Consider the following 26793-nt stretch of genomic DNA (forward strand, 5'->3'; position numbering starts at 1 on the left):
GCACCCCTTCGAGTCCCGCCGGAAGCCGCGCAGGCGGCTTCCTCCGCTCCGCAGTCACGCGCCCGCCAACGGGCGCAACCGGAAACGCAAATGAAAAAGCCCGCACAAGGCGGGCTTTTTCATTTCCTGGCGGAGCGGACGGGACTCGAACCCGCGACCCCCGGCGTGACAGGCCGGTATTCTAACCGACTGAACTACCGCTCCAGTCTTGCTGCTTGCCTGGCAGGCGTCGGTTACTTCCTGCCGGCGCATCGTTTGTTCGAACGACGCCGAAATCTGGCGTCCCCTAGGGGATTCGAACCCCTGTACTCACCGTGAAAGGGTGATGTCCTAGGCCTCTAGACGAAGGGGACAACATACTGCTTACATCTTTAATGCAAAAGCCCGCTCAATGACGTCTTGAACGGGCTTCGTTCTGGCGGAGCGGACGGGACTCGAACCCGCGACCCCCGGCGTGACAGGCCGGTATTCTAACCGACTGAACTACCGCTCCAGCTTTCTTCACCCCAACTCGCAGGACGTCGGTTACGTTCCTGCAAGCCTTGCGACACTTCTACCGAAACGCCGCTGAATCTGGCGTCCCCTAGGGGATTCGAACCCCTGTACTCACCGTGAAAGGGTGATGTCCTAGGCCTCTAGACGAAGGGGACAACGTACTGCTTACACCTTTAATGCGAAAGCCCGCTCAACAACACCTTGAGCGGGCTTTGTTCTGGCGGAGCGGACGGGACTCGAACCCGCGACCCCCGGCGTGACAGGCCGGTATTCTAACCGACTGAACTACCGCTCCAGCTTTCTTCACCCTAACCCGCAGGACGTCGGTTACGTTCCTGCAAGCTTTGCGACACTTCTATCGAAACGCCGCTTAATCTGGCGTCCCCTAGGGGATTCGAACCCCTGTACTCACCGTGAAAGGGTGATGTCCTAGGCCTCTAGACGAAGGGGACAAAATCTTTTCAGATCTGTCTGGTTTCCGCTATTAATTTTTCGTCAACAGCGAAGACCGAAATTCTAACTGCTTTAAATCGTTTTGTGAAGCATTTTTTACTATCCTGCTTCGCGACGCGATTTGTTTGTTCTGTTGGTGGAGGTAAGCGGGATCGAACCGCTGACCTCTTGCATGCCATGCAAGCGCTCTCCCAGCTGAGCTATACCCCCTTGCAGAACAGAAATGAGATTATATGGACCGTCTTTGAACTTGTAAATACCTTTTTTGCGATTCGAGCAAAATTTCTTGCGAAGCCGTCCGCCGACGGCTTCGCGAATGCACGAATCTCAGGCCAGCGCGGCCTCGATGCGCGATACGACGACATCGCGGCCGAACAGCATCAGCACCGCGTCGATCGACGGCGTGTGCGTCGTGCCCGCGACCAGCAGGCGCACCGGCATCGCCAGTTGCGGCATCTTCAGCTTGTGCGCGGCGAGCGTCGCCTTCAGCGCGGCCGAAATCGCCTCCTTCGTCCACTCGACCGTCTTCAGCGCAGCCGCCAGTTCGGCCAGCGCCGGCCGCACCGCACCGGTCACATGCTGCGCGATCGCGTCCGCTTCCGGCGCCGGCACGCGGTAGAACATGGCCGCGCCCTCAGCGAGTTCCTTCAGCGTCGACGCGCGATCCTTCATCAGGCCGATCACCGCGTCGAGGTCCGCGCCGCTCGCAAGCGCCGCGTCGTCGATGCCGAGCGCCACGAAGAACGGCTTCGACAGGCCGGCGAGGCGCGCGTTGTCCGCTTCCTTGATGTAGTGGTTGTTCAGCCAGTTCAGCTTGTTGTGGTCGTACTGCGCCGGCGACTTGCCGAGGTGCTCCAGGTCGAACCATTCGACGAACTGTTCGCGCGAAAAGATTTCAGCGTCGCCGTGCGACCAGCCGAGGCGCGCAAGGTAGTTCACGACCGCTTCCGGCAGGTAGCCCGCGTCGCGGTACGCCATGACGCTCATCGCGCCGTGGCGCTTGCTCATCTTCTCGCCCTGCTCGTTCAGCACCGTCGGCAGGTGCGCGTACACGGGCACCTCGCCGCCGAGCGCGCGCAGGATGTTGATCTGGCGCGGCGTGTTGTTCACGTGGTCGTCGCCGCGGATCACGTGCGTGATTCCCATGTCGAGATCGTCGACCACGACACAGAAGTTGTACATCGGCGTGCCGTCCGGACGCGCGATCACGAGATCGTCGAGCTCCTCGTTCGAGATCTCCACACGGCCTTTCACCGCGTCGTCCCACGCGACGGTGCCCGTCAGCGGGTTGCGGAAGCGCAGCACCGGCGTCACGCCGGCCGGCGGCTCGGGCAGCACCTTGCCCGGCTCCGGACGCCACGTGCCGTCATAGCGCGGCTTCAGGCCCGCCTCGCGCTGGCGCTCGCGCAGCGCGTCCAGTTCGTCGGTCGACATGTAGCACGGGTACGCGAGGCCGTCTTCGAGCATCTTCGCGAGCACCTCGCGATAGCGGTCCATCCGCTGCATCTGGTAGAACGGGCCTTCGTCGAACGCCAGGTCGAGCCACTTCATCCCGTCGAGGATCGCGTCGACCGCTTCCGGCGACGAACGCTCGACGTCGGTATCCTCGATGCGCAGCACGAACGTGCCCTTCATCTTGCGGGCGAACGCCCACGGATAGAGCGCGGAGCGGATGTTGCCGAGGTGGATGAAGCCGGTGGGACTCGGCGCGAAGCGGGTACGGACTGGACGGGTCATAAAAGGTAACTCGAACGCCTGAGGCGCATGAATGATTCGACGCGGGATCGGCGGCGGCTGCCCGAAGCTGCAACGGGGCCGGCGACGCCCGGAACGGAGCGAAGCCGGAATTATACTCGCGCCACCCATCGCGCCAAGCGCGCCGCTTGCTTTATGATGTGCGCGCCGCGGCTGCCTGCCGGCGCCGCGCCGGCCGCGCGGAACCTGCCGCGCCGCCGCCCGGAACCTACCGCCGCGGCGGGCCCTCGCCCGCCGCCCGATGCTGGAGAACCTTCGATGTCGTCCCCTCGCCTGTCGCGCCGCCAGTTCACGATCGCGTGCGCTTCCGCCAGCCTCGCCGCCTGCACGTCGATCGGCGGCAAGAGCCGCCCCGAGAATGCCGCCACGCCGACCGAGAAACCGGTGAAGATCGGCATCGCGCTCGGCGGCGGCGCCGCGCGCGGCTTCGCGCACATCGGCGTGCTGAAGGGACTCGAGGCGCGCGGCATCCCGGTCGAACTCGTCGCGGGCACGAGCGCGGGCTCGGTCGTCGGTGCGCTCTACGCGTCCGGGATGAGCGCGCTGCAGATCAACAAGCTCGCGCTCGAAATGGACCAGTCCGCGATCAGCGACTGGGCGCTGCCGTTCCGCTCGCGCGGCCTGCTGCAGGGCGTCGCGCTGCAGAACTTCATCAATAAGTCGCTGAACAACCGGCCGATCGAGAAGATGGCGAAACCGCTCGGCGTCGTCGCGACCGATCTGCAGAACGGCCAGCCGATCCTGTTCCAGCAGGGCAATACGGGCCTCGCAGTGCGCGCGTCGTGCAGCGTGCCATCGGTGTTCGAGCCGGTAAAGATCGGCAGCCGCGAGTACGTCGACGGCGGCCTCGTGAGCCCGGTGCCTGCGTCGTACGCGCGCAAGATGGGCGCGACCTTCGTGATCGCGGTCGACATCTCGGCACGCCCGGACGGCGCGGCGACCAACAACCCGATCGAGATGCTGCTGCAGACCTTCACGATCATGGGCCAGACGATCAAGACCTACGAGCTCGACAAGTACGCCGACGTCGTGATCCGCCCGAACCTCAATGCGATGGGCGGCAGCGACTTCAACCAGCGCAACGCAGCGATCCTCGCCGGCGAGGAAGCCGTCGCGCGCATCATGCCCGAACTGCAGCGCAAGCTCGCGGCGGCCCGCACGGCGACCGCGTGAGCATCGCCGCAGCGAAGGCACGCGCGCCAGCCGCAGCGCGCGCCTTGGCCGGCGGCCGAGACGGCGCATCGGCGCGTCAGCGACGCCCCAAAACAAAAAACCCCGTCGCCTTTCGGGCGACAGGGTTCGATGGGATCCGACTGCCGGGAACGCTCAGTTGCTGCCGTTGTTCGCCGTGTCGTCGCCGATCGTCGCACGCACGCGCTGGCGCAGATCGTCGGCCTTCATCGGGAACTGCGACTCGATCCGGCGCGCGCCGGTGAAGCGCTTTTCCCAGTAGCCGCTATCGAGATCGTCGACGCGCACGGTGCTGCCCGTCGACGGCGAATGCACGAACTTGTTGTCGCCAATGTAGATCCCGACGTGCGAGAACGTGCGGCGCATCGTGTTGAAGAACACGAGGTCGCCCGGCTTCAGCTCGCTCATCCGGACCTTCTCGCCGACCCGGCTCATCTCTTCCGCGCGGCGCGGCAGCGACATGCCGAGCGTGTCCTGGAACACGTAGCGTACGAAGCCGCTGCAGTCGAGGCCCGAATCCGGCGAGTTGCCGCCCCAGCGGTAGCGGACCCCGATCATGTTCAGCGCGCTGACGACGACGTCGCCCGCCTTGCCGGCCATGCCGGACAGGAACGACTTCGCGCCGCCCGTCGAAGCCGACGGCTGCGCGCTGGTTGCGGAATTCTGGGAGGAAGTCGACCCGGATTGAGTCGAAAATGCGGCATTCTGGTTAAAACTGCTTGCTTCGTCGGCAAACGCGCCGGGAGCTGCAGCGAACAGGACGCCGATGAACATCCCGGCGACGGCGCGCGCGCATGCCTGGGTCAGGGATCGGTGCTGCATTGGTCGATGGATTGTGCTTAAAAATCAGCTGATTGGCGGAAAATTTCGGTCGATACTAGCCAGCGCGTAATCGTTTGTCAAAACAAATTAAAAAATACAATCGAGATACTCAGACCATTGGACGCCTATCACGCTTTCCAGACCGCTTTCAACAGCTTTTGTGTGTAAGGATGTGACGGATTGGTGAAGATCTCGGCGACGTCGCCCGCCTCGACGATCGCCCCGCCCTGCATCACCGCGACGCGGTGCGCCATCGCGCCGATCACCTCCAGGTCGTGGCTGATGAACACGTAGCCGAGGTTGTATTTCTGTTGCAAATTCGCGAGCAGTTTCAGCACCTGCTGCTGGATCGACACGTCGAGCGCCGACGTCGGCTCGTCGAGGATCAGGATGCGCGGCTCCAGCACGAGCGCGCGGGCGATCGCGATGCGCTGCCGCTGTCCGCCCGAGAACTCGTGCGGATAGCGGTGCATCACGGTGCGGTCGAGGCCGACCTCGCGCAGCACCGCGAGCGACTTCGTGCGCCGCGCGTCGGCCGACAGGTCCGGTCGATGCAGTTCGAGCCCCTCGCCGACGATCCGCTCGATCGTGTGGCGCGGCGACAGTGAACTGAAAGGATCCTGAAATACGACCTGCATGTTCGAACGCAGCGCGGTCTGCTCGCGGCCGCGATAGCTCGACAGTGCGCGCCCCTGGAATTCGATCTCGCCTTGCGCGGTCCGCTGCAGCCCGAGCAGTGCCATCGCGAGCGTCGACTTGCCGGAACCGGACTCGCCGACGACGCCGAGCGTCTCGCCCTGCCGGACCGACACCGACACGTCCGCCACCGCCGTCACCGGCGCGGAGCGGAACCAGCCCGCGATGCCCGGCCGCTTGCGGGCGAACTGCACGGTCACGTGGCGCGCGTCGAGCAACACGGGCGCGATCGGCATCACCGGCACCACCGCGCGCTGCGGGCGGCTGTTCAGCAGCCGCTGCGTGTACGGGTGCTCGGGTGCCGCGAAGATCCGCTCGACCGGCCCGCTTTCGACGAGCCGCCCGCGCTCCATCACCGCGACGCGGTCGGCGAAGTGCCGCACGAGGTTCAGGTCGTGCGTGATCAGCAGGATCGCCATGCCGCGCTTTTCGGCTTCGTCGCGCTGCAATTCGAGCAGCAGCTCGACGATCTGCGCGCGGATCGTCACGTCGAGCGCGGTGGTCGGCTCGTCGGCGAGCAACAGGCGCGGCCGGCATGCGAGCGCCATCGCGATCATCGCGCGCTGCCGCTGGCCGCCCGACAACTGGTGCGGATAGCTGTCGACGCGCTTCTCCGGTTCGGCGATCCCGGTCCGCTCGAGCAATGCGATCGCCCGCTTGCGCGCCTCGGCGGCCGACACGCCGTCGTGCAGCACGATCGTCTCGCCGATCTGCGAGCCGATCGTATACAGCGGGTTGAGCGCCGTCATCGGCTCCTGGAAGATCATCGCGATGTCGGAGCCGCGCAGCCCGCGCATCTCGCGCTCGCTGCACGCCGCGAGATCCCGGCCGGCAAAGCGGATCGTGCCGCCCACCTCCGCCTCGCGCAGCAGCCGCAGGATCGACAGCGCGGTCACGCTCTTGCCCGAACCCGACTCGCCGACGAGCGCCACGCGCTCGCCGCGGCCGATCGCGAGCGTCACGTCCTCGACCGCGACGGTGTCGCCGAAGCGCACCTGCAGGCGCTCGAGCGACAGCAGCGGCTCGTCCGGCGGCGGCATCTGCGCCGCGCTCATCGCTGGCCTCCCGCCGCCTGCACGGCGTCGCCCATCCGCGTGTCGAGCGCATTGCGCAGCGCGTCGCCCATGAAGGTCAGCAGCAGCAGCGTCGCGACCAGCACGCCGAACGTCGACAGCGAAATCCACCATGCGTCGAGGTTGCCCTTGCCCTGCGCGAGCAGCTCGCCGAGGCTCGGCGTCGGCGGCGGCACGCCCAGCCCGAGGAAGTCGAGGCTCGTGAGCGCGAGAATCGCGCCGCTCATCCGGAACGGCAGGAACGTGATCACCGGCGTCAGGCTGTTCGGCAGCACGTGGCGCCAGATGATCTGCCAGTTCGACAGCCCCATCGCGCGCGCCGCGCGCACGTAGTCCTGCGTGCGGTTGCGCAGGAACTCGGCGCGTACGTAGTCGGCGAGCCCGATCCAGCCGAACAGCGACAGCAGCACGATCAGCAGCAGGAAGCTCGGCTCGAAGATCGACGCGAAGATGATCAGCAGGTACAGCTCCGGCAGCGAACTCCAGATCTCGATCAGTCGCTGCCCGACGATGTCGATGCGGCCGCCGAAGAAACCCTGCACCGCGCCCGCGGCGATCCCGAGGATCGTGCCGATCAGCGTCAGGACCAGCCCGAACTCGACCGACACGCGAAACCCGTAGACGAGCCGCGCAAGCAGGTCGCGCCCCTGCGCGTCGGTGCCGAGCCAGTTCTCGCGCGACGGCGGCGCGGGATTCGGCACGGTCGAGAAGTAGTTCAGCGTGTCGTAGTGGTAGCGGTTCGGCGGATAGACGACGAAGTTGCCGGGCGTCTCGAGGCGCTTGCGGACATACGGATCGAGGTAGTCGGCCGGCGTCGGGAAATCGCCGCCGAAGGTCGTCTCCGGATACGCATGGAACATCGGGAAGTAGTAGTGGCCGTCGTAGCGCACGACGAGCGGCTTGTCGTTCGACCACAGCGGCGCAGCGAGGGCCACCGCGAACGCGATGATGAAGATCACGAAGCTCCAGTAGCCGAGGCGCTGCTGCGTGAAGCGCCGCCACACGCGGCGCGCGGGCGACGGCGACACGCGTGCGCGCGCGGCGTCGAGGCGGGACGACACGGCGGCCTGGCTCATGCGCACCCTCCGCGGGCGTCCTCGTCGAAACGCGGCGGGCGAAGCGCGTGTCGGCGTTGTTTCATATCAGCGCTCCAGGTTTTCGAATTGAATGCGCGGGTCGACCCACACGTAGCACAGATCGGAGATCAGCTTGGTCGCGAGCCCGATCAGCGTAAACAGATACAGCGTGCCGAGCACGACCGGGTAATCCCGCCGTACGACCGATTCGTACGACAGCAGCCCGAGGCCGTCGAGCGAGAACAGCGTTTCGATCAGCAGGCTGCCGGTGAAGAACGCGCCGATGAACGCGCCCGGGAACCCGACGATGAGGGGCAGCATCGCGTTGCGGAACACATGCTTCCACAACACGCTGCGCTCGGCGAGCCCCTTTGCGCGCGCGGTCAGCACGTACTGCTTGCGGATCTCGTCGAGGAACGCGTTTTTCGTCAGCATCGTGACGACCGCGAAGCTGCCGACGACCGACGCGGTGATCGGCAGCGCGATGTGCCACAGGTAGTCGAGGATCTTGCCGAACGTCGACAGCCCGGCGAAGTTGTCCGACGTGAGCCCGCGCAGCGGAAACAGCTGCAGGAACGACCCGCCGCCGAACAGCACGAGCAGCAGCACACCGAGCACGAAGCCCGGAATCGCATAGCCGACGAGCACGATCAGGCTCGTCGCGACATCGAACGGCGAGCCGTTGCGCACCGCCTTCGCGATGCCGAGCGGCACCGAGATCAGGTAGGTGAGAAAGAACGTCCAGAGCCCGATGCTGATCGACACCGGCAGCTTCTGCACGATCAGCGACCACACGCTCTGGTGGCGGAAGTAGCTGTCGCCGAGATCGAAGCGCGCGAAGCGCTTCAGCATCAGCACGTAGCGCTCGAGCGGCGGCTTGTCGAAGCCGTACAGCGCCTTCAGCTGCGCGATCTGCTGCGGATCGACGCCCGTATGCGCGCGCATCCCGAACGGCACCGCGCCCTGCTCCGTCGCCCCCTTGCGCAGTTCCTGCACGGCCTGTTCGACGGGGCCGCCCGGCACGAACTGGATCACGACGAACGTGAGCGTGAGCACGCCGACGAGCGTCGGGATCATCAGCAGCAGGCGTTTGAGGATATAGCTCCACATAGGCGTCGACTCGCGATCGAAAGACAGATAGGCAACGATTGGACGAAGGCCGGCCAGGCGCGCGCCGCGCTCAACTGCCCGGCTTGGCCCACCAGGTCGACACGACCCAGCCCTCCGCCGAATAGTACAGCGGCAGCGTCTGCGGATAGGCAAGCGTGCGCTTGTACGCAATCCGGTGCGTCGCGCTGTACCACTGCGGGACCGCGTAGTAGCCGTGCATCAGCACGCGATCGAGCGCATGGGTCGCGTCGTTCAGTTGTTCGCGGGTCTGCGCGGCGGCGAGCGCCTGCAGCAGCGCATCGACGGCCGACGACTTGAGCCCGATGACGTTGTCGGAACCCTGCTCGTCCGCAAACTTGCTGCCGAAGCGCGCGAACTGCTCGGCGCCCGGCACCTGCACGCCCGGATAGCGGATCGTCGTCAGGTCGTAGTCGAACGCGTCCAGACGCTTCTGCAGCAGCGCGAAATCGGCGGTGCGGAACCGCGCGTCGATGCCGAGCTTCGCGAGGTTGCGCTGGTAAGCGGTCGCGACCGGCTCGAACGACGAGCCCGCATCGTCGAGGATCTCGAACGTGAACGGCTCGCCCTTCGCGTTGCGCAGCGCGCCGTCGCGATACGTCCAGCCGGCCTGCGCGAGCAGCGCGCGCGCCTTCAGCAGGTTCGCGCGCAGCGAGTCGGGCGGGTTCGTGTTCGGCTGCACGACCATCGGGCCGAACACCGCCGGGTCGAGCTGCGCGCGCAGCGGCTCGAGCAGCTTCAGCTCGCCCGGACTCGGCATGCCGGTCGCCTGCAGGTCGGTGTCGGCGAAATAGCTGTCGAGGCGCGTGTACGCGCCATAGAAGAGCTGGCGGTTCAGCCATTCGAAGTCGAACGCGAGATCGAGCGCCTGGCGCACCCGCACGTCGCGAAACAGCGGCCGGCGCAGGTTGATCATGAAGCCCTGCATGCCCGCACCGTTGTGCTGCCGGAACTCGCGCTTGATCAGCTCGCCGTTGTCGAAGCGCTTGCCGACGTCGCGCCGCGCCCAGTTGCGCGCGATGTATTCGACGAGCACGTCGTATTCGCCCGCCTTGAACGCCTCGAGCCTCGCGACGCCGTCGCCGTACAGCTTGTAGACGATGTGGTCGAAGTTGTTGGTGCCGACCCGCACCGGCAGGTCGGCGCCCCAGTACGCCGGGTTGCGCCGGTACGTGATCGTGCGGCCGTTGTCGTAGCGCTCGATCAGGTACGGGCCGCTGCCGATCGGCTGCTCGAACGCGAGCTGGTCGAACGGAATCCGCGTGCCATCCGCGCGCAGCCCCCATTTGTGCGAAAACACCGGTACGCCGCCCGCGATCAGCGGCAGTTCGCGGTTGTGCTGGCGGAATTCGAAGCGCACCGTTGCCGGGTCGACGATCACCGCGCGCGTGATGTCGGCGAAGTACGCGGCGAACTGCGGGGCCGCCTGTTTGCTCTTCAGCGTGTCGAACGAATACTTGACGTCCGCCGCCGTCACCGGATCGCCGTTCGAGAAGCGCGCGCGCGGGTTCAGGTGGAACGTGACCGACAGGCCGTCCGGCGCCACCGCGATGTCGTCGGCCAGGAGCCCGTATGCGGAGGCCGGCTCGTCCGAGCTGCCGGTCGCCAGGCTCTCGAACAGCATGTCGATGCCGGGTGCGACGTTGCCGCGCATCGTATACGGGTTGAACTTGTCGAACGACGTCAGCCGGTTCGGGTTCGCGAGCACGAGCGTGCCGCCCTTCGGCGCGTCCGGATTCACGTAGTCGAAATGCTTGAAGCCCGGCGGATACTTCGGCTCGCCGTACTGGGCGATCGCATACGCGGCATGCGCGGCGGTCGCGGCAAGCACGGCCTGCGCGAACAGCACGGCCGCCACGCGGCCGGCGGCCCGCACGGCGCGCGTTGCGCCGGAACGGGCACGCGCGGCGGCGGCCCGGGGCGAACCCTTCGTCATAGAGGCCCTGTCGGTCGATTGAGAGTGGCGATGTGCGAGGATTCTACCCATTCAAAAGGGATTGCAGCCGGTCGCGCCACCTTGACGCCCGCACGAAATCGACGAACAAGCGGCATCGCAAGAAAAAAAACGCCCCGAAGGGCGGTTTTCTTCATCGGCACGCGACGCGTGACGATCAATGCCAGTCGCCGTGGCCGCGGCCGTGATCATGATCCCAGTGGCCGCGATCGCGGTCCCAGCCGCCATGACGGCGATACCAGTCGTCGCGGCCCCAGTAGCGGCGACCGTCCCAGTACCGATCGCCGTGCCAGCCGATCACGATCGCCGGCGCCGGCGCGACATACACCGGCGCAGGCTGGTAGACGACCGGCGGCGGAGGCGGCGCATACACCGGCGCGGGCGCGACGTAGACCGGCGCCGGCACGCCGACGTTGATCCCGACATTGACACCCGCCATTGCTGCGCCCGACACGAGCAAGGCTGTGACTCCGGTCATGAGCGAGGCAACACGCAAGGTCTTCATGGATTCCTCTTCTGGTTGTTTCGTGGGTGATTCGACTATAACGGCATGCGGCGCGGCTGCATATTTCCACTTTGTAAGAACTGATGCGCGGAATCGCAACGCGCACGCGCCGCTAACGTCTTGTAACAATCTGCGGGCGCCGCCCGGGCCGCATCATACGCGAACGGAGGCCGCACACCGGCCTGCGCGGGCGCGCCGCCCCGCCGCGTGCCGACCGGCTCGCAAGCCGGCAACATGAAAAAAGGCGGCACATGTGTGCCGCCTTTTCGTTGCCTGCGATGCAGGACGCGTCCCGCGATGCCGCTCAGCGCGACATCATGTTCATGCTGACGTTATGCATCACCCACATCGTGCCGACGATCAGGATCGCCGCCGTCAGCACCGTGTAGCTGAACGCCATCACGTTCCAGCGCTGCCCGGACGAGCCGTTCATGTGCAGGAAATACACGAGATGCACGACGATCTGCACGAACGCGAGCACCGCCAGCGCAACGAGCGACGCGTGCGGCGACAGCACGCCGCCCAGCACGAGCCCGAACGACGCCGCCGTGAGCACGACCGACAGGATGAACCCTGCGACGTAGCCGCCGACGCTGCCGTGCCCTGCTTCAAGTTGAGACGAATGCGAATGGGCCATTTAGATCACGCTCGCAAGATAGACAAAGGAAAACACGCAGATCCACACGATGTCGAGGAAGTGCCAGAAGAGGCTCAGGCACGTGAGGCGCCGGATGTCGCGATCGGTCAGCTCGTGACGGCCGATGATCTGCGCGGCGAGCACGATCATCCACACGAGACCCGCGGTCACGTGCAGGCCGTGCGTGCCGACCAGCGTGAAGAACGCCGACAGGAACGCGCTGCGCTGCGGGCCCGCGCCTTCCGCGATCAGGTGCGAGAACTCGCGCAGTTCCATCGCGAGGAACGCCGCGCCGAGCACGAACGTCACCGCGAGCCACACGAGCGTCGTGCCGCGCTTGCCGCGGTGCGCGCCGATCATCGCGAAACCGTACGTGATGCTCGACAGCAGCAGCGCCGCCGTCTCGACCGCCACGCCAGGAATGTCGAACAGGTCCTTCGCGGTCGGCCCGCCTGCGAACTGGTGGCCGAGCACCGCGAACGTCGCGAACAGCGCCGCGAAGATCACGCAGTCGGTCATCAGGTACAGCCAGAAACCGAACACCGAATGCGACGGCGGATGATCGTCCGCGTGATCGTGCACGTGCAGGTTCACGTCCAGGGTTTTCTGCAACATCAGTTGGCCTCCAGTTCCACGTCTTCGACGCGCGCGGCCACGCGCGTCTTGCCTTGCTTCTCTTCGGTCCGCCGCACCGTCGACGCGGGGATGTAATAGCCGTCGTTATCGCGCGAGCTGTAGATCACGAGCGTCGCGACGATGCCGACGAGGCCGGCGATCGCGAGCCACCAGATGTGCCACACCAGCGCGAAGCCGAGCACGAGGCTGAAGATCCCGATCACGAGGCCCGCGCACGTGTTCGACGGCATGTGGATGTCGCGGAACGTCGCCGGATTCGGCCTGCCGTCGCCGCGCGCCTTCATGTCCGCGTACGCATCGAGCGCACGCACCTTCGGAATCACCGCGAAGTTGTAGTCCGGCGGCGGCGAGCTCATCGCCCATTCGAGCGTGCGGCCGCCCCACGGATCGCCCGTCGTGTCGCGGTACTGCGGCAGGTTGCGATTGCGGATGCTGACGACGAGCTGCAGCACCTGGCAGCCGATGCCGATCGCGATCAGCACGGCGCCGAACGCAGCGACGAGCAGCCACGGATGCCACGCCGGGTTGTCGTAGTGGTTCAGGCGCCGCGTCATGCCCATGAAACCGAGCACGTAGAGCGGCACGAACGCGACGTAGAAGCCGACCTGCCAGAACCAGAACGCGGCCTTGCCGAGCGTCTCGTTCAGCTTGAAGCCGAACGCCTTCGGGAACCAGTAGTTGAAGCCCGCGAGATAGCCGAACAGCACGCCGCCGATGATCACGTTATGGAAGTGCGCGATCAGGAACAGGCTGTTGTGCAGCACGAAGTCCGCACCGGGAATCGCCATCATCACGCCGGTCATCCCGCCGATCGTGAACGTGACCATGAAACCGATCGTCCACAGCACGGGCGTCGTGAATTCGATCCGGCCGCGGTACATCGTGAACAGCCAGTTGAACACCTTCACGCCGGTCGGGATCGCGATGATCATCGTCATGATCCCGAAGAACGCGTTCACGTCGGCGCCCGAGCCCATCGTGAAGAAGTGATGCAACCACACGAGGAAGGACAGCACCATGATCGCGCAGGTCGCGTACACCATCGTCTTGTACCCGAACAGCGGCTTCTTCGCGAACGTCGCAATCACTTCCGAGAAGATCCCGAACGCCGGCAGGATCAGGATGTACACCTCCGGATGCCCCCACGCCCAGATCAGGTTCAGGTACAGCATCGCGTTGCCGCCGGCATCGTTCGTGAAGAAATGCATGCCGAGGTAGCGGTCGAGGCCAAGCAGCGCGAGCGTCGCGGTCAGGATCGGGAACGACGCCATGATCAGCACGTTCGTGCACAGCGCGGTCCACGTGAACACCGGCATCTTCATCAGCGTCATGCCCGGCGCGCGCATCTTGATGATCGTCACGAAGAAGTTCACGCCCGTCAGCAGCGTGCCGACGCCGGAAATCTGCAGCGCCCACAGGTAGTAGTCGACCCCTACCCCCGGACTGAACTGCAGCTCCGACAGCGGCGGGTACGCGAGCCAGCCCGTCTGCGCGAACTCGCCGATCACGAGCGACACGTTGATCAGGATTGCACTGACCGCCGTCATCCAGAAGCTCAGCGAGTTGATGAACGGGAACGCGACGTCGCGCGCGCCGATCTGCAGCGGCACGATCAGGTTCATCAGGCCGACCATGAACACCATCGCCATGAAGAAGATCATGATCACGCCGTGCGCGGTGAAGATCTGGTCATAGTGGTGCGGCGGCAGGAAGCCGGGCGCGTTATACGAGAGCGCGAGCTGCATGCGCATCATGATCGCGTCCGCGAAGCCGCGCAGCAGCATGATGAGCGCGACGATGATGTACATCACGCCGAGTCTCTTGTGGTCGACCGTCGTCAGCCACTCGGTCCACAGCCATTTCCACCGGCCGGTGATTGTCAGCGCGGCGAGAATGCCCAGCACGACGAGCCCCATGAAGGCGCCCGCCCCCATGATGATGGGCTGATCGAACGGGATCGCCGAAAGTGTCAGTTTGCCGAACATGCGTTATCCCTTCGTTCCGCAGGCGGCGTCCTTCAGGTCGAGGACGTGGCCATCGTTGTATTTCGCGATGATGTTGTGAAAGAGCTTCGGATCGACCGACGAGAAGTAGCGCACGGGCGCCTTCTCGCTCGGCTGCGCGACCGCGCCGTACGCGGTCATGTCGAGCCGGTCGGACGACGCCTTCACCTTCTGCACCCATGCGTCGAACTGCTCGCGCGGCTCGGCGAGCGTGCGGAACTTCATGTCGGAGAAGCCGCGGCCGCTGAAGTTCGCGGACGTGCCGGCGTAGTCGCCCGCCTCGTCGGCGATCAGGTGCAGGCGCGTCTGCATGCCGGCCATCGCGTAGACCTGGCCGCCGAGCTGCGGGATGAAGAACGAGTTCATCACCGAGTCCGACGTGATGCGGAAATTCACCGGCGTGCCGACCGGAATCGCGAGCTGGTTGACCGACGCGATACCGAGCTCCGGATAGATGAACAGCCACTTCCAGTCGAGCGCGACGACTTCGACGTCGATCGGCTTGACCGACGATTCGAGCGGCTTGTACGGATCGAGCTCGTGCGTGGTCTTCCACGTGAGCACGCCGAGGAACAGGATGATCAGCGTCGGCACGGTCCAGATCACGACCTCGATCGCGGTCGAGTGCGACCACTCCGGCGCATACGTCGCGCTGCGGTTCGACGCGCGGTAGCGCCACGCGAAGTACAGCGTCAGCAGGATCACCGGCACGACGACGATCAGCATCGCCCACGTCGATGTCGCAATCAGCGATTTCTCTGCAGCGCCGACGCTTCCTTTCGGGTTTAGTACATCTAAATTACATCCTGAAAGGCTCAATGCCGCGCCCACTGAAAGCAGCGCCGACAAGCCCCTTGAAGCTCTTGTTTTCATCACACAGCCTGATCGTCATTGAATCCGTTGCGTACGCCCGATGCACCTTCGATCCACGAAAGTGCCCGAATCATACGGCGACCGGATTGTATGAAAATCAGTCAATGAGGAAAATCATCATTGCAGAATCTGACCTGTGTCAGATTGTCGCGGGGTGTGCGGCACATGCGCGCGCGGGCCCGCCGCAGCAGGCAGCGCGTCTCCGGGAAGGATGCGTGCGCAACCGTCCACACGCGGCATGCCGCGTGTGGCAAATCACGCACGCATGGCAACGGTCAGTCGTGCGCGGACGCCATGTAGGACGGCTGCGCGGGCGCAAGGTCGTCCCCGGCCGGCACCTTCGATTGACCGGCTTCGGCGATCAGGCGAGTGACTGTCGGATCGATCGCGTCGGTGAACGGCTTCGGATAGACGCCGACCATCAGCACGACGAACGCGAGCGACGAGAACATCACGATCTCGCGGCGGCTCAGATCGGCAAGCTGCGCGATGCGCGGGTTCGCAATCTTGCCGAACACGACGCGCTTCAGCATCCACAGCGTGTACGACGCGCTCAGGATCAGCGTCAGCGCGGCCAGTGCGCCGATCCAGAAGTTGACGCGGATCGCGCCCATGATGACCATGAACTCGCCGACGAAACCCGACGTGCCCGGCAGCCCGACGTTCGCCATCGCGAACAGCAGCGTGAACGTCGCGAAACGCGGCATCACGTTGGCGACGCCGCCGTACTCGGCAATCTCGCGGGTCTTCGTGCGGTCGGCCAGCACGCTCACGCAAAGCAGCATCGCGCCGGCGACGAAGCCGTACGACACGAGATGCACGATCGCGCCTTCGACGCCGATCCGGTTGAACAGGAACAGGCCGAGCGTGACGATCCCCATGTGCGCGACCGTCGAATACGCGAGCAGCTTGCAGAGGTCGGTCTGCGCGAGCGCGAGCAGGCTCGCGTAGACGATCGCGAACAGCGACAGCGCGATCATCGCCGGCGCGAAGAAATGGCTCGCGTCCGGCGTGATCGGCAGCGCGAAGCGCAGGAAACCGTAGCCGCCGAGCTTCAGCATCCCGAGCATCAGCGCGGCGCCCGTCGGGCCGTCCGAGTAGACGTCGCGCAGCCACGTGTGCACCGGCCACATCGGCACCTTGACCGCGAACGCCGCGAAGAAGCCGAGGAACACCAGCAGCTGCGGCGCGAAGCCGAGCTGCAGCGTGCGCCACACGGTCATGTCGAACGTGTGCGACTTCGCGTACAGGTACAGCATCGCCATCAGCAGCAGCAGCGAACCCGCGAACGAGATGAAGAAGAACTTCACCGCCGCGTACACGCGGTTTTCACGTCCCCACGTACCGATCAGCAGGTACAACGGAATCAGCGTGGCCTCGAAGAAGATAAAGAACAGCAGGCCGTCCTGCGCCGCGAACACGCCAACCATCAGTCCCGACAGGATCAGGAACGACGCGAGGTATTGCGCGACGCGCACCGTAACCGCTTCCCACGAAGCGATCACGATGACGAGCGTGGTGAAAGCAGTCAGTACGACGAGCCACAGCGACGCGCCGTCGATCCCGAGGCGCCAGCCCGCGTTGAATGCGGCGAGCCAGTCGCGGTGCTCGACGAACTGCAGCGCGGCCGAATGCGCGTCGAAGCCCATCACGAGCGGCACGACGGTGGCGAACCCCGCGATCGCGCCCGCGAGCGCGATCAGCCGCGTGCGGCGCGGATGACGGTCGGAACCGGCACGCAACAGGCACGCGCCGAACAGGATCGGAACCCAGATCGCCAGGCTCAGATAGGGGAAATCATGCATGTCAGTCAAGCCTTGAGAGTGTCGCGCACTGGATCGGGGCAGGCACGACGAAAGAAACGAAACCTAATTGAAAGGTAAATTTCGCGGATCGACGGCGTCGGGCAAATGTAAAGCGGCGTCGAGCGATACCTTGACGCCGCGCAAATGCCAGCGGGTTAACGAGGATAAGGCTGTTGGCCATTTTTTGCAGCGCAGCAAGATGAAGTTTTCACGATATTTCCGCAAGCAACTGATTCTTATAAGTATTTTTTTGTTGCCAAAATGCCTGATCGTTGCCGTTTGCCGATGCGCCGCCGCATTTTTTTCCCGGCTGGCCGTCGCCGTCCGTCCGCCGGCATCGCGAGCAGATCGCCAGGGCGCTACTTGTCTGAACAATACAACCTTACACACTTTCTTTCATTTGCATTTCATTATTGCAGCCTAGACCACTGATCGAGGAACGATCTTCCGGCCGCTCGAATGAATGATGACCGTCGATTGAGGAACAGCCGCCTGCGCGTTCTGCGGCTGATTGGCGGCGACGGTTCGTGGCACACGATATCGTTCAGCTCGGCGACCACCGTCAACAACATGTATCGCGGGCTCGGCAACGCGGCCGTCAAGGTCACCGTCGCGTACGGTGAGGATATCGATCGTGCGGTCGCGACGCTGAAGGAGATCGGCGCCGCACTGCGTGAGGATCCGAAGGACCGCGACGGCATCCTGTCGGATTTCAGCTAGCGTGGCGTAGGCCAGGTCAACCGCGTAGCGATCGCGCTCAGCGGGCAGATCCAGTGCACGGATACGACGCGCTGGGGAGTGCAACGCGTACCCAACCGGCGGATTGCGGACAGGTTCCGCGAACGCGGGATCCGGATCGCGAATCCGCAGCGCTGCCTGGTTGCGCGCGACGACGATACGCGGCACGCACGCGGCCGACGCACCGCCCTCGCCCGGCACGCCCGCGCAGAAACCGGGCACGCAAGCGTGCCACGAACCTGCTCACGCAGCTTGGGCAGGAGAACGGGCGGCTGAACAAGAGGCTGGCGCCGAAGCCCGCATTCAAAGTGGGCATTGGTGCGAGCCGCCACTTACAATGTAAGCGCGACCACGACGTCATGGAGGGTGCCATGAAAGAATCGTTGATGGCTTACTTGATGGGGCCGGTCGTGATGGTGATCGTCGGCGCTGCGCTGTGGATCATCGCCGCGCATAACCGTCGCAAAGAGAACCAGGAAAGACAAACCCGCTGGCTCGATACCCATTACGTCGACCTGATGCACCACAGGCATTGACGGCCCGGCCACAAGACGCTTGGGCGTTTGGCGGGTTCTTTGGCAGGCAGACCGACGCCACAAAACAAAAAGCCCCGTAAGTCCTAGAACTTACGGGGCTTTCTCACCGCTTTTGGCGGAGACGGAGACCGCCAAATCCGGCCCCAAGCCGGTCTAATCCCATCCAAACATCTTCAACGAATTCAAATACTTGCGCTGCCAAAGCATCGAATTTACGCTAGCACCTTCCAACCCCATCCAGCGTTTGCTGATGGGCTGAATAATGGGCTAGAAAATCGATGCTAACCGACAAACAAGCAAAAGCACTGAAGCCGGACGACAAGCCGGCCTTCGACGGAAAGGTCACGGGACTGATGCTGGTACCGTCCAAATCCGGCTGCAAATGGATCTTGCGCTTCACCAGCCCGGTGACCGGCAAGCGACGCGATGCCGGCCTCGGCATCTATCCCGAGACGTCGATCGCTGAAGCACGCGAAAAAGCGCATGCTACGCGGAAGCTCATTGAAAGCGGCGAAAATCCGATTGAGCAGCGTAATCGGGAACGCGAAGCTGCCGCGGTTGCAACAGCCGCCCTTACATTCGAGAAAGCTTATCGAAAGGTTCACGAAGAACTCAAGCCGGGCTGGAAGAATGAGAAACATGCTGCGCAATGGATCAGCACGCTTGAAACCTACGTGTTCCCGAAGCTTGGAACCACAAACTCGACGCGATCAGCCCCGGCGATTGTGCGGACGTCCTGCGACCGATTTGGTTAACGAAGGCGGAAACCGCCAGCCGCACCCGGCAACGGATGCATGCTGTCATGCAGTGGGCGTGGGCGCATGGTCACATCACTGCGAACCCGGTCGGCGTGATCGATCACATCTTGCCCAAACAGTCGAGCAAGGCAGAGCATCAACCCGCGTGGAGCATTCCAGCCCAGCGCATGAAGGCCAAGGAATTACTTCGAGTCCCACTATCCGAGCACGCGCTAACACTTGTTAAGACTCTCAAGAAAAGCCAGCTACACGACGTTCTCGTCTAACCCTCACCCCGAGAAAAGGTCTTGAGAGACATGACGCTGACCGCCTTACTTCGCCGCGTCAAGGCTGAGAGCGACACACCTGGGCGATATGCGACCGCCCACGGCTTCCGCTCCAGCTTCCGCGACTGGGCCAGCGAGCAAGGTTACGCTCGAGATCTTGCGGAGCGCGCACTCGCGCATACAGTAGCGAACAAAGTTGAAGCCGCGTACCACCGCACTGATTTGCTGGAGCAGCGGCGTCCACTCATGGAAGCTTGGGCGCTACACGTCCACTCTGCTTGATATCAACTCGACAACCACTTAGTTTCAAAAAATGAACAAAGATGGGAAGGCTTCGTGGATATGAGCATAGCGTTCGTAACGATTCTTCAGGCATCGAAACGAGTGAAGCCATGCAATCGGAGGTTCGACTGGCCAACGCTCAGTCCGCCATCGCCTCCCCCAGGTACACCGAGCGCGTCGGCGCCCAGTCGGGATTGAGCTGCAGCGGCCCCTGCGGCAACAGCACGACCACTGTCGAGCCTAGCAGGAAGCGCCCCATCTCCTCGCCCTGCATCAGGATGATATTCCTGTCGCGATAATCCCAGCGACGCACGCTGGGGCTGCGCGGCGGGTTGACTACGCCGTGCCAGGCCGTCGCGATGCTGCCGACGATGGCGGCGCCCACCAGCACCAGGGCGAACGGGCCGTGCGGCGAGTCGAAGTGGCACACCACACGCTCGTTGCGCGCGAACAGCGCATCGACGCCGCGCGCGGTGGCCGGGTTCACCGAGTACAACTCGCCTGGCACATAACTCATTGAGATCAGGCGGCCATCGCACGGCATATGGATGCGGTGGTAGTCGCGCGGGCTGAGATAGAGGGTGGCAAATAGGCCGTCATCGAATTGACGTGCCAGTTCCTCATCACCGGCCAGCAACGCGCTGCTGCTGAAGGATTTGCCCTTGGCCTGGAAGATCTGGTCGCGCTCAATGCGACCGGACTGGCTGATCGCGCCGTCCACTGGACAAACGAGTCGCGCTGTCGCCAGAGGACGCACGCCGGGCAGCAACGCACGGGTGAAAAAGTCGTTGAACGTGGCATAGGCGCCGGGTTCCCTCTGCACGGCTTCCGTCAAGTCGACATTGTAGTGGGCGATAAAGCGGCGTATCGCCCACTGCGTCAAGGCACCGGCGCGCCGTTGCGCGAGAAAGCCGAGCACGCGTGTGATGAGAAGCTTGGGCAGCAGATGCTGCAATTGGACGAATAGGCGCTCGGACACAAATGGCTTAAAACATAAAGCATGGCTAATTCGACAGGTCGCCCCGTTGGATACCCTGAGACGGGGGGATTGCCAAATACGCTCATGCACCAGGTGAAAAGTTGACAGCGCCGCGAGAGGCGTCAGGTAGCTTTCAGCACCGTCCGCTGATCCTCGCTTGGCGAGCCGCGATTCTCCAATTTTGCGATCAATCGGTCTGCGACGTTGGCGGACCATGCAGCTATGGTCAGACTGGGGGCACCCCCGGGGGACATGGGAAGAGCTGAGGCATCGGCGACGTACAATCCAGGATTATCAAATACCTCTCCATTAGCACCCACCACGCCGTCTGCGTTGGAGGTGCCAAGGCAGGCACCTCCAATGGGGTGCACCGTGACGGGATTCCGAGGCGCGTAAACTTTTGTCTTGGTGATGGTTTGGATGTTCTTCAGTTCATCATCAATTTCACCATAGATATCATTGTCTTTTGACCTGTATTTTATCTTGAATCTGCCTCGTTTGATTTCCATGACTCCGTTATTATTGTCGCGCCAAAAGCGATAATGACGGATTGCTTCCGTAGCCAACGCTTGACAAAGGAAGGTGTCGGTACACCATCCAGGCCTTGAATGCTAGCGCGCAGGACAATGACGCGCTCGTTCTTCGAGTCCTTGAGCCTGAACGGTGAGGCGATAGGCATGCCTTTTGAAAGGTCTGATTTGCTATTCTCCTTCCAGACTCCGAAGAAATCGCCATTCCCCCCGAATTCAAGGCCGAGCCTTGGCATCCCTGCCAAGCCCTTTTCGACGTCGCGGCTCTTGAGCAGCAGCCGAACGGTGCCCAAGCCGCCCGCGGCCAGAATGACATGCTCCGCCCGGACACTTTCTTCTTTCCCGCTTCGATGATCGCGGTAGCGGACCTCATAGCGCATTTCGTCATGACCTTGTTGCGCCAATCGGCGTATTGACAAGGCCTCGCACATATCCCTGACGACCAGGCCCCGTTGCATAGCCGGCCGGATGAGCGAGAAATCCAGAGTGGTCTTTGCGCCTGAAGGAGAGCCCAAGAAGCTATTGTTCTTCATGTCACATTCCCACCGCTCGATACCATTCCTATCCACGACCTTGGAAGGAGATCCTGGTTTTTTTGGAAGCAGCATGGCGACCGGTGGGTTGCCCAGGCACGTGAGCAGGCCGTTATAGTTTGCCTCCTCGATCCGGTTGGGCGCTTGGTCCTGTGGTGTGAGCGCGCGAGCACCAAGGGCTTCAAGGATCTCGTTGTAATAGCGCTCCATGCCGGCCTGCGAGATTTCCGGGTGATGGTTATCCCAGTAGTTTGGAGCCAGCGGTTTATCAAGGAAGCCCGCGTAAACATGGCTACCACCGCCCACATTGGACGAACAAACAACGCTGATGCCATCGCCGAAATAAGCTTCGATGAACCCTTTCTTATTCAGAACCATATTGCGTTTGAATAAATGGGAACTAACGGAACGTATGCCATGGGTGAAGGCTTTGGCACCCTGCGGTAGAGACACCAGATCCTTTTTGCCCATCGACCGGTTGGGAACGGTGTCTCTCCAGGGGCCTCGCTCAAGCATGAGGACATCACGACCTGCTTCGGCAATTCGTTTTGCGGCAACAGAACCACCAAAGCCGCTTCCTATTACCAAAACTTCCACTTCAGTATTCATGGTGATATTTATCAATCTGACTCTGAATATGCGTAGCGCGGCGTTCAGGCACCCTTAAAAACGCCAATCGTCATTGATTATCGGCCCGGCATCGTAAACCGGATGCCATGACGCTGACGCCACATTGGCGTGCACACTCGAATCGCCGTGCCGCCGAGTAGCGCCGAGGGCCCGTCGCCCTTTTCCGCAGTCGCCGTCGGCGTCAATGCAGAACCTTCGCGAGAAAATCCCGCGCGCGCTCCGATCGAGGTGTGTCGAAAAAGCTCTCCTTCACACAGTCCTCGACGATAACGCCCGCGTCCATGAAAAGAACTCGATCCGCGACCTTGCGTGCGAAGCCCATCTCATGCGTCACGCAAACCATCGTCATTCCTTCTTGCGCAAGCTCGATCATGACGTCCAACACTTCGTTGATCATCTCGGGATCGAGCGCCGACGTCGGTTCGTCGAAGAGAATCGCCGTCGGGTCCATCGACAATGCACGCGCGATAGCGACACGCTGCTGCTGCCCGCCCGACATTTGCCCCGGATACTTGCGCGCATGTGATTTGAGCCCCACCCGATCGAGCAGCATCATCGCCTTCGCGTCAGCTTCTTCACGAGACCGGCGGAGTACCTTCATCTGCGCCAACGTGAGGTTCTGAAGAATGCTCATATGCGGGAACAGCTCGAAATGCTGAAAGACCATCCCGACTCGAGTACGCAGCGATGTGAGGTCCGCTTTCGAGTGGCCCACGCTAACTCCATCGACCGTGATGGACCCTTGCTGAAAACCTTCCAGCCCATTGATGGTCTTGATGAGTGTCGACTTTCCCGATCCCGAAGGTCCACAGACGACCACTACCTCGCCCTTCTGAACGACCGTCGTGCAGCTATCCAGTACCCGATGTTGGCCGTACCACTTTGAAACGTTGTCGATGTCGATCATGTTGCGCTACCCGATCTGAAATGTTGCTCGAGGCAGACAGCGATACCCGCGCCGCCTAGTGACGGCTCTGCAAAGCAAGCCGCCCTTCCAAGCGATTCTGAACAACCGCCAGCAGCGAGCTCAGCACCCAATACAGCGCTGCCGCCGCGAGATACAACGGCAACGGCTGAAATGTCGTGGCAATCACCTCCTGCGCGGAACGAAGCAACTCCGTCACCGTGATCACGGAAACCAGCGATGTATCCTTGATCAGACTGATAAGCGTGTTGCCCATGGACGGCACAGCAAGACGCAGCGCCTGTGGGCCAACCACGTACCGCAAGGTTTGGAAATAGGTCAGCCCCAAGCTGTGCGATGCGCTCCATTGACCGCGCGCGATGCCGAGAATCGCGCCACGCATGCTCTCGGAAAGATAAGCTCCGGCATTCAACGTCAGCGTCAGAATCCCCGCTGTCGTTGGCGACAGCGAGATCCCGACATCGGGCAATCCGTAGTACACGACGAACATCTGCACCAAAAGCGGCGTGCCGCGCATCACACTCACATAAGTTTGCGCAACTCGATCCAGACCGCGATTGCCGCTGATTCTCAACACCGCGGTGAGCGCACCGACCACGAGCCCGAAGGCCATCGCCGCGACCGCGAACTTCACGGTCAACAGCGCACCCATCAATAACACCGGGGCCGAATTGACCACCAAATCGAATCGATCCATCTCATCACTCTCCAGCGTACGCCGCGCCTCTGGTTGCCCGGCAATCGTTAATTACCGACCGGATGGCTGACATCCACGCCGAACCACTTCTTCGAGATCGCGGCGAGCGTGCCGTCGTTCCGCATGGAAGTCAGCGCGTCGTTCACCGCAGCCGAGAACTTCGGATTTCCCTTTCGAAATGGAATACCGATTTCATCGCTGGTGTTCTTCAAAAGGCCGCCCCCACGAATGGGCACGTTTGAGGTTTTGATGAGATAAGGCACGAACAACCGGTCATTCAGGTACGCGTCGGCTCTACCGCCCACGAGGTCGCTGAGCGCTTCCGACATCCCGGGGTACGTTTGCACGATGATGCCGGGAACCGACTTGGCCAGGTCTGCGAAGTTCGAGCCGAGCGTGACTGCAACGCGCTTACCCTTCAGTTCGTCAAGACCTTGGTACTCGTTCTTGTCGCCCTTCCTCTCCAGGACTTGGACCGCCGAGTATGCGTACGGAGGACTGAAATCCAGAGATTGACGTCGCTGCGGCGTGATGGTCACCTGATTCACCACCACATCGAATTTCCCGGCCTGAAGGCCGCCGATCAGCCCCGACCATTCCCCTGTATAGAAGTCCGGCTTGACGCCCAGCTTTGCGGCCAGCGCCCTGGCGACATCCACGTCAAAGCCCTGCAGGGTCCCCTGCGAGTCGCGATAATCGAACGGGGGATACGTTCCCTCCATGCCGATCATCAACGTACCTCGCGCCTTGACGGCGTCGAGCAGGTCTTCGGCATAAGCACCGAAAGATACGCACGCTGCTGATACCGTGATGGCTGCAAAAAGAATTGCTTTCCGGATCTTCACGATTTTGTCTCCAACGTTATATGAATAGCGCTATGAACGGGCGATCAATGGAATTCATCAATTCATAGGCGGGTACGACAAACGACACATAAAGCGCTCATGAACCTGATCGATGCATCACGAACGCTCACCTTCCGACGACACTCCTTTCCTTACGAATCCACGACCACTTCAGCCGGTACGGGTTCACTCCTCGTGTAGAACTTGTAGGCGATGAACACGACAACGACCCACACCCCAGAAACAACCAGAGACATGCGCATATCCGGCAGCACGGCGATGCAAATCATCACGGCAGCCATAAATGCCAGCGCGAGGTAGTTGCTATACGGGTAGAAGGGCATCTTGTAGGTGATGTTGCGTTCTTGACCATTCTTGACCCTCGACTTCCGGAAGTTCAGGTGGCTAATCAAGATCGACGACCAAGCGCAGATCAGCCCGAACACGGTCACCGAGGAGAACAGTTCGAAGGCGCGTTCCGGCATGATGTAGTTCAGAATCACACCCGCGAACATCGCGACAAACACCAGCATCACGGCACGCGAAGGCACTTTGCGGCTATTGACCACGCTCAGGAACGCCGGAGCGTTCTTTTGCAAGGAAAGGTTGTAGAAAGTGCGGCTGTTCGTGAAGACACTCGCGTTCACCGCCGACAAGACTGCCGTAACGACAACCAAGTTCATGATTCCCGCCGCGGCCGGAACGCCGATTCTCGTGAAGACCTCGACGAACGGGCTACCCTTGGTGGTCAATGATGTCCACGGGAAGATCGCGAGCAGCACCGCGATCGCTCCGACGTAAAAAATAAGCAGTCGCCAAAAGGTAGCGTTCACGGCCTTCGGCATCGTGGTCTTGACATCCTTCGCCTCACCTGCCGCCAAACCGAGGTTTTCAACTCCACCGAATGCAAAGGCAACCATGACGATAGAGAAGACTGCTCCGCTCAATCCCTTCGCAAAGAAGCCGCCGTGGTCGACCAGATGATGGAAGCCGACCGGCTCTCCATGGTTGCCGATCCCGAAGAGGATCATGCCTGCACCGAAGAGGATCATCGCCACGATGGCTACGACCTTGACGAGCGCAAACCAAAATTCGGCTTCCCCGTAAAACTTCACACCGACGATGTTGATGACGAACATCATCGATACTGCCGCCAAAGCCGTCACCCAGATCGGGACCCCGGGAAACCAGAAGTGAACATAGTTTCCCAAGGCGTTCAAATCGGCCGCGCTCGTGGCAAGCAGAAAAATGAACGCATTCCATCCGTTCAAGAAGCCGACGAATCGGTGGATGTAGCGATTCGAGTAAGAGATATAGGAGCCCGACACTGGTTCCTCGACCGCCATCTCGCCTAGCGCTCTCATGACGAAGTAAATCGCGATCGCGGCGATGAAATACATCAGCAATATCGCGGGACCGGCCGTGCTGATAGCCCATGAAGACCCATAAAAGAGGCCCGTACCGATCGCGCCGCCGATCGCGATCATCTGAATATGACGATTTTTCAGGTCTCTTTTGAGATCTTCCTGTTCGTACGCTGGTATTTGATTCCCGTTTCTCATCCTGTCTCCTCCAATGGAGCGCCCTTCTCGCGCCCCACCGACAACCTCTAGACGCGCAGCCTAGACTTGCCCGAGTCCGTCGCACACACCAATCCGTCTTCGTGCAATCCGCATTCGCGCCGCTTAATTAAGATACCTAACTTATATAAAATCCATTTTCAAATCGTTCGTGGCGCGTGTCTCCGTATCTCGCGCAAAACCTAAGCGCTTGGCGGGGCCGTTCCTTCTCTTCGACCTAAGCTCGCCGCCCAGCGCTATTCATGCGCCCTGCCGTTAAGCAATCCCCCTTGCTCTTCAGGCTTCCGCCACCGCAGCCGCGAGACGGCTAATAGCTTCGTCGACCGTGGAGCGAGGGCAGCCGAGGTTCACGCGCATATAACCGTGCCCTTCGATACCAAACTTCTGCCCTT

Annotated in this window: 21 protein-coding genes, 7 tRNA genes and 5 pseudogenes; 5 read left to right on the plus strand and 28 right to left on the minus strand. The window is 62.4% G+C overall.

What is annotated here, in order from left to right; translation table 11 throughout:
* Positions 1 to 127: 127 nt before the first annotated feature.
* The 8 genes from ACV229_RS36310 to gltX form a co-directional block, all read right to left on the minus strand.
* Positions 128 to 204, minus strand: a tRNA-Asp gene (locus ACV229_RS36310).
* 73 nt (positions 205 to 277) lie between these two features.
* Positions 278 to 353 (minus strand) — tRNA-Glu (locus tag ACV229_RS36315).
* Positions 354 to 416: 63 nt separating this feature from the next.
* Positions 417 to 493, minus strand: a tRNA-Asp gene (locus ACV229_RS36320).
* Between the two features lie 81 nt (positions 494 to 574).
* Positions 575 to 650 (minus strand) — tRNA-Glu (locus ACV229_RS36325).
* Positions 651 to 713: 63 nt separating this feature from the next.
* Positions 714 to 790, minus strand: a tRNA-Asp gene (locus ACV229_RS36330).
* Positions 791 to 871: 81 nt separating this feature from the next.
* Positions 872 to 947, minus strand: a tRNA-Glu gene (locus tag ACV229_RS36335).
* A 135-nt stretch (positions 948 to 1082) separates the two neighbouring features.
* A tRNA-Ala gene (locus tag ACV229_RS36340) sits at positions 1083 to 1158 on the minus strand.
* 117 nt (positions 1159 to 1275) lie between these two features.
* The gene (gene gltX, locus ACV229_RS36345) at positions 1276 to 2685 is read right to left on the minus strand and encodes a glutamate--tRNA ligase (protein ID WP_448087886.1); all 1410 of its coding nucleotides are present in this window, start codon (positions 2683 to 2685) and stop codon (positions 1276 to 1278) included.
* 171 nt (positions 2686 to 2856) lie between these two features.
* On the opposite strand from gltX, the gene ACV229_RS36350 reads away from it, so the two are divergent.
* Complete coding sequence (locus ACV229_RS36350) at positions 2857 to 3876, plus strand: patatin-like phospholipase family protein (RefSeq protein ID WP_448087906.1); 1020 nt, start codon at positions 2857 to 2859, stop codon at positions 3874 to 3876.
* A gap of 153 nt (positions 3877 to 4029) precedes the next feature.
* Here the strand turns inward: ACV229_RS36350 and ACV229_RS36355 are convergent, their stop codons facing one another.
* The 11 genes from ACV229_RS36355 to ACV229_RS36405 all read right to left on the minus strand — a co-directional run bounded on the left by ACV229_RS36355 (position 4030) and on the right by ACV229_RS36405 (position 17102).
* The gene (locus tag ACV229_RS36355) at positions 4030 to 4716 is read right to left on the minus strand and encodes a C40 family peptidase (RefSeq protein WP_448087887.1); all 687 of its coding nucleotides are present in this window, start codon (positions 4714 to 4716) and stop codon (positions 4030 to 4032) included.
* A gap of 128 nt (positions 4717 to 4844) precedes the next feature.
* Positions 4845 to 6467, minus strand: coding sequence for an ABC transporter ATP-binding protein (locus ACV229_RS36360; protein WP_448087888.1), 1623 nt, complete (start codon positions 6465 to 6467; stop codon positions 4845 to 4847).
* Positions 6464 to 7561 carry an ABC transporter permease gene (locus ACV229_RS36365; protein WP_448087889.1) on the minus strand — a complete coding sequence of 366 codons (1098 nt, stop codon included), beginning with the start codon at positions 7559 to 7561 and terminating at the stop codon, positions 6464 to 6466. Before ACV229_RS36365 ends, ACV229_RS36360 begins: the two co-directional genes overlap by 4 nt.
* Before the next feature lie 66 nt (positions 7562 to 7627).
* Complete coding sequence (locus tag ACV229_RS36370) at positions 7628 to 8671, minus strand: microcin C ABC transporter permease YejB (protein ID WP_448087890.1); 1044 nt, start codon at positions 8669 to 8671, stop codon at positions 7628 to 7630.
* Positions 8672 to 8741: 70 nt separating this feature from the next.
* A complete protein-coding gene (locus ACV229_RS36375) occupies positions 8742 to 10625 on the minus strand; it encodes an extracellular solute-binding protein (protein ID WP_448087891.1) in 1884 nt (627 codons plus the stop codon).
* A gap of 175 nt (positions 10626 to 10800) precedes the next feature.
* Positions 10801 to 11148, minus strand: coding sequence for a hypothetical protein (locus ACV229_RS36380; protein ID WP_448087892.1), 348 nt, complete (start codon positions 11146 to 11148; stop codon positions 10801 to 10803).
* Between the two features lie 304 nt (positions 11149 to 11452).
* The gene (gene cyoD / locus ACV229_RS36385; RefSeq protein WP_448087893.1) at positions 11453 to 11785 is read right to left on the minus strand and encodes a cytochrome o ubiquinol oxidase subunit IV; all 333 of its coding nucleotides are present in this window, start codon (positions 11783 to 11785) and stop codon (positions 11453 to 11455) included.
* Entirely contained in the window at positions 11786 to 12400 is a 615-nt protein-coding gene (gene cyoC, locus ACV229_RS36390; protein ID WP_448087894.1) for a cytochrome o ubiquinol oxidase subunit III, read from the minus strand.
* Entirely contained in the window at positions 12400 to 14406 is a 2007-nt protein-coding gene (cyoB, locus tag ACV229_RS36395) for a cytochrome o ubiquinol oxidase subunit I (RefSeq protein WP_448087895.1), read from the minus strand. Before cyoB ends, cyoC begins: the two co-directional genes overlap by 1 nt.
* 3 nt (positions 14407 to 14409) lie before the next feature.
* Positions 14410 to 15297, minus strand: coding sequence for a ubiquinol oxidase subunit II (gene cyoA / locus ACV229_RS36400; RefSeq protein ID WP_448087896.1), 888 nt, complete (start codon positions 15295 to 15297; stop codon positions 14410 to 14412).
* A 275-nt stretch (positions 15298 to 15572) separates the two neighbouring features.
* Positions 15573 to 17102 carry a complex I subunit 4 family protein gene (locus ACV229_RS36405; protein WP_448087897.1) on the minus strand — a complete coding sequence of 510 codons (1530 nt, stop codon included), beginning with the start codon at positions 17100 to 17102 and terminating at the stop codon, positions 15573 to 15575.
* 67 nt (positions 17103 to 17169) lie between these two features.
* Between ACV229_RS36405 and ACV229_RS36410 the strand changes: the two genes are divergently transcribed.
* The 4 genes and pseudogenes from ACV229_RS36410 (at position 17170) to ACV229_RS36425 (ending at position 19400) form a co-directional block, all read left to right on the plus strand.
* Positions 17170 to 17526: a hypothetical protein gene (locus tag ACV229_RS36410; RefSeq protein ID WP_448087898.1), complete on the plus strand. Its 357-nt coding sequence runs from the start codon at positions 17170 to 17172 to the stop codon at positions 17524 to 17526.
* Positions 17527 to 17594: 68 nt separating this feature from the next.
* Positions 17595 to 18183: pseudogene (locus ACV229_RS36415) on the plus strand (hypothetical protein); the annotation flags it as partial.
* A gap of 28 nt (positions 18184 to 18211) precedes the next feature.
* Entirely contained in the window at positions 18212 to 18376 is a 165-nt protein-coding gene (locus ACV229_RS36420; RefSeq protein ID WP_448087899.1) for a hypothetical protein, read from the plus strand.
* Positions 18377 to 18654: 278 nt separating this feature from the next.
* Positions 18655 to 19400, plus strand: a pseudogene (locus tag ACV229_RS36425) (tyrosine-type recombinase/integrase).
* Between the two features lie 306 nt (positions 19401 to 19706).
* Here ACV229_RS36425 and ACV229_RS36430 read toward each other — a convergent pair.
* The 9 genes and pseudogenes from ACV229_RS36430 to ACV229_RS36470 all read right to left on the minus strand — a co-directional run.
* A pseudogene (locus tag ACV229_RS36430) lies at positions 19707 to 19828 on the minus strand (IS5/IS1182 family transposase); the annotation flags it as partial.
* 14 nt (positions 19829 to 19842) lie between these two features.
* Positions 19843 to 20877, minus strand: a pseudogene (gene asd / locus ACV229_RS36435) (archaetidylserine decarboxylase); the annotation flags it as partial.
* Positions 20784 to 21170, minus strand: coding sequence for a GMC oxidoreductase (locus ACV229_RS36440; RefSeq protein WP_448087900.1), 387 nt, complete (start codon positions 21168 to 21170; stop codon positions 20784 to 20786). The gene ACV229_RS36440 and the pseudogene asd, both read right to left, overlap by 94 nt.
* On the minus strand, positions 21140 to 22333 hold the full coding sequence (locus ACV229_RS36445; RefSeq protein WP_448087901.1) for a GMC family oxidoreductase N-terminal domain-containing protein: 1194 nt from the start codon (positions 22331 to 22333) through the stop codon (positions 21140 to 21142). The genes ACV229_RS36440 and ACV229_RS36445 overlap by 31 nt, the downstream gene beginning before the upstream one ends.
* Positions 22334 to 22535: 202 nt before the next feature.
* Positions 22536 to 23261: an amino acid ABC transporter ATP-binding protein gene (locus ACV229_RS36450; protein ID WP_448087902.1), complete on the minus strand. Its 726-nt coding sequence runs from the start codon at positions 23259 to 23261 to the stop codon at positions 22536 to 22538.
* Between the two features lie 55 nt (positions 23262 to 23316).
* On the minus strand, positions 23317 to 23976 hold the full coding sequence (locus ACV229_RS36455) for an amino acid ABC transporter permease (protein ID WP_448087903.1): 660 nt from the start codon (positions 23974 to 23976) through the stop codon (positions 23317 to 23319).
* A gap of 47 nt (positions 23977 to 24023) precedes the next feature.
* A complete protein-coding gene (locus ACV229_RS36460) occupies positions 24024 to 24821 on the minus strand; it encodes a transporter substrate-binding domain-containing protein (RefSeq protein ID WP_448087904.1) in 798 nt (265 codons plus the stop codon).
* A gap of 152 nt (positions 24822 to 24973) precedes the next feature.
* Positions 24974 to 26383: an amino acid permease gene (locus tag ACV229_RS36465; RefSeq protein ID WP_448087905.1), complete on the minus strand. Its 1410-nt coding sequence runs from the start codon at positions 26381 to 26383 to the stop codon at positions 24974 to 24976.
* A 294-nt stretch (positions 26384 to 26677) separates the two neighbouring features.
* Positions 26678 to 26793, minus strand: a pseudogene (locus ACV229_RS36470) (MalY/PatB family protein); the annotation flags it as partial.

Source organism: Burkholderia sp. MR1-5-21, assembly GCF_053427715.1.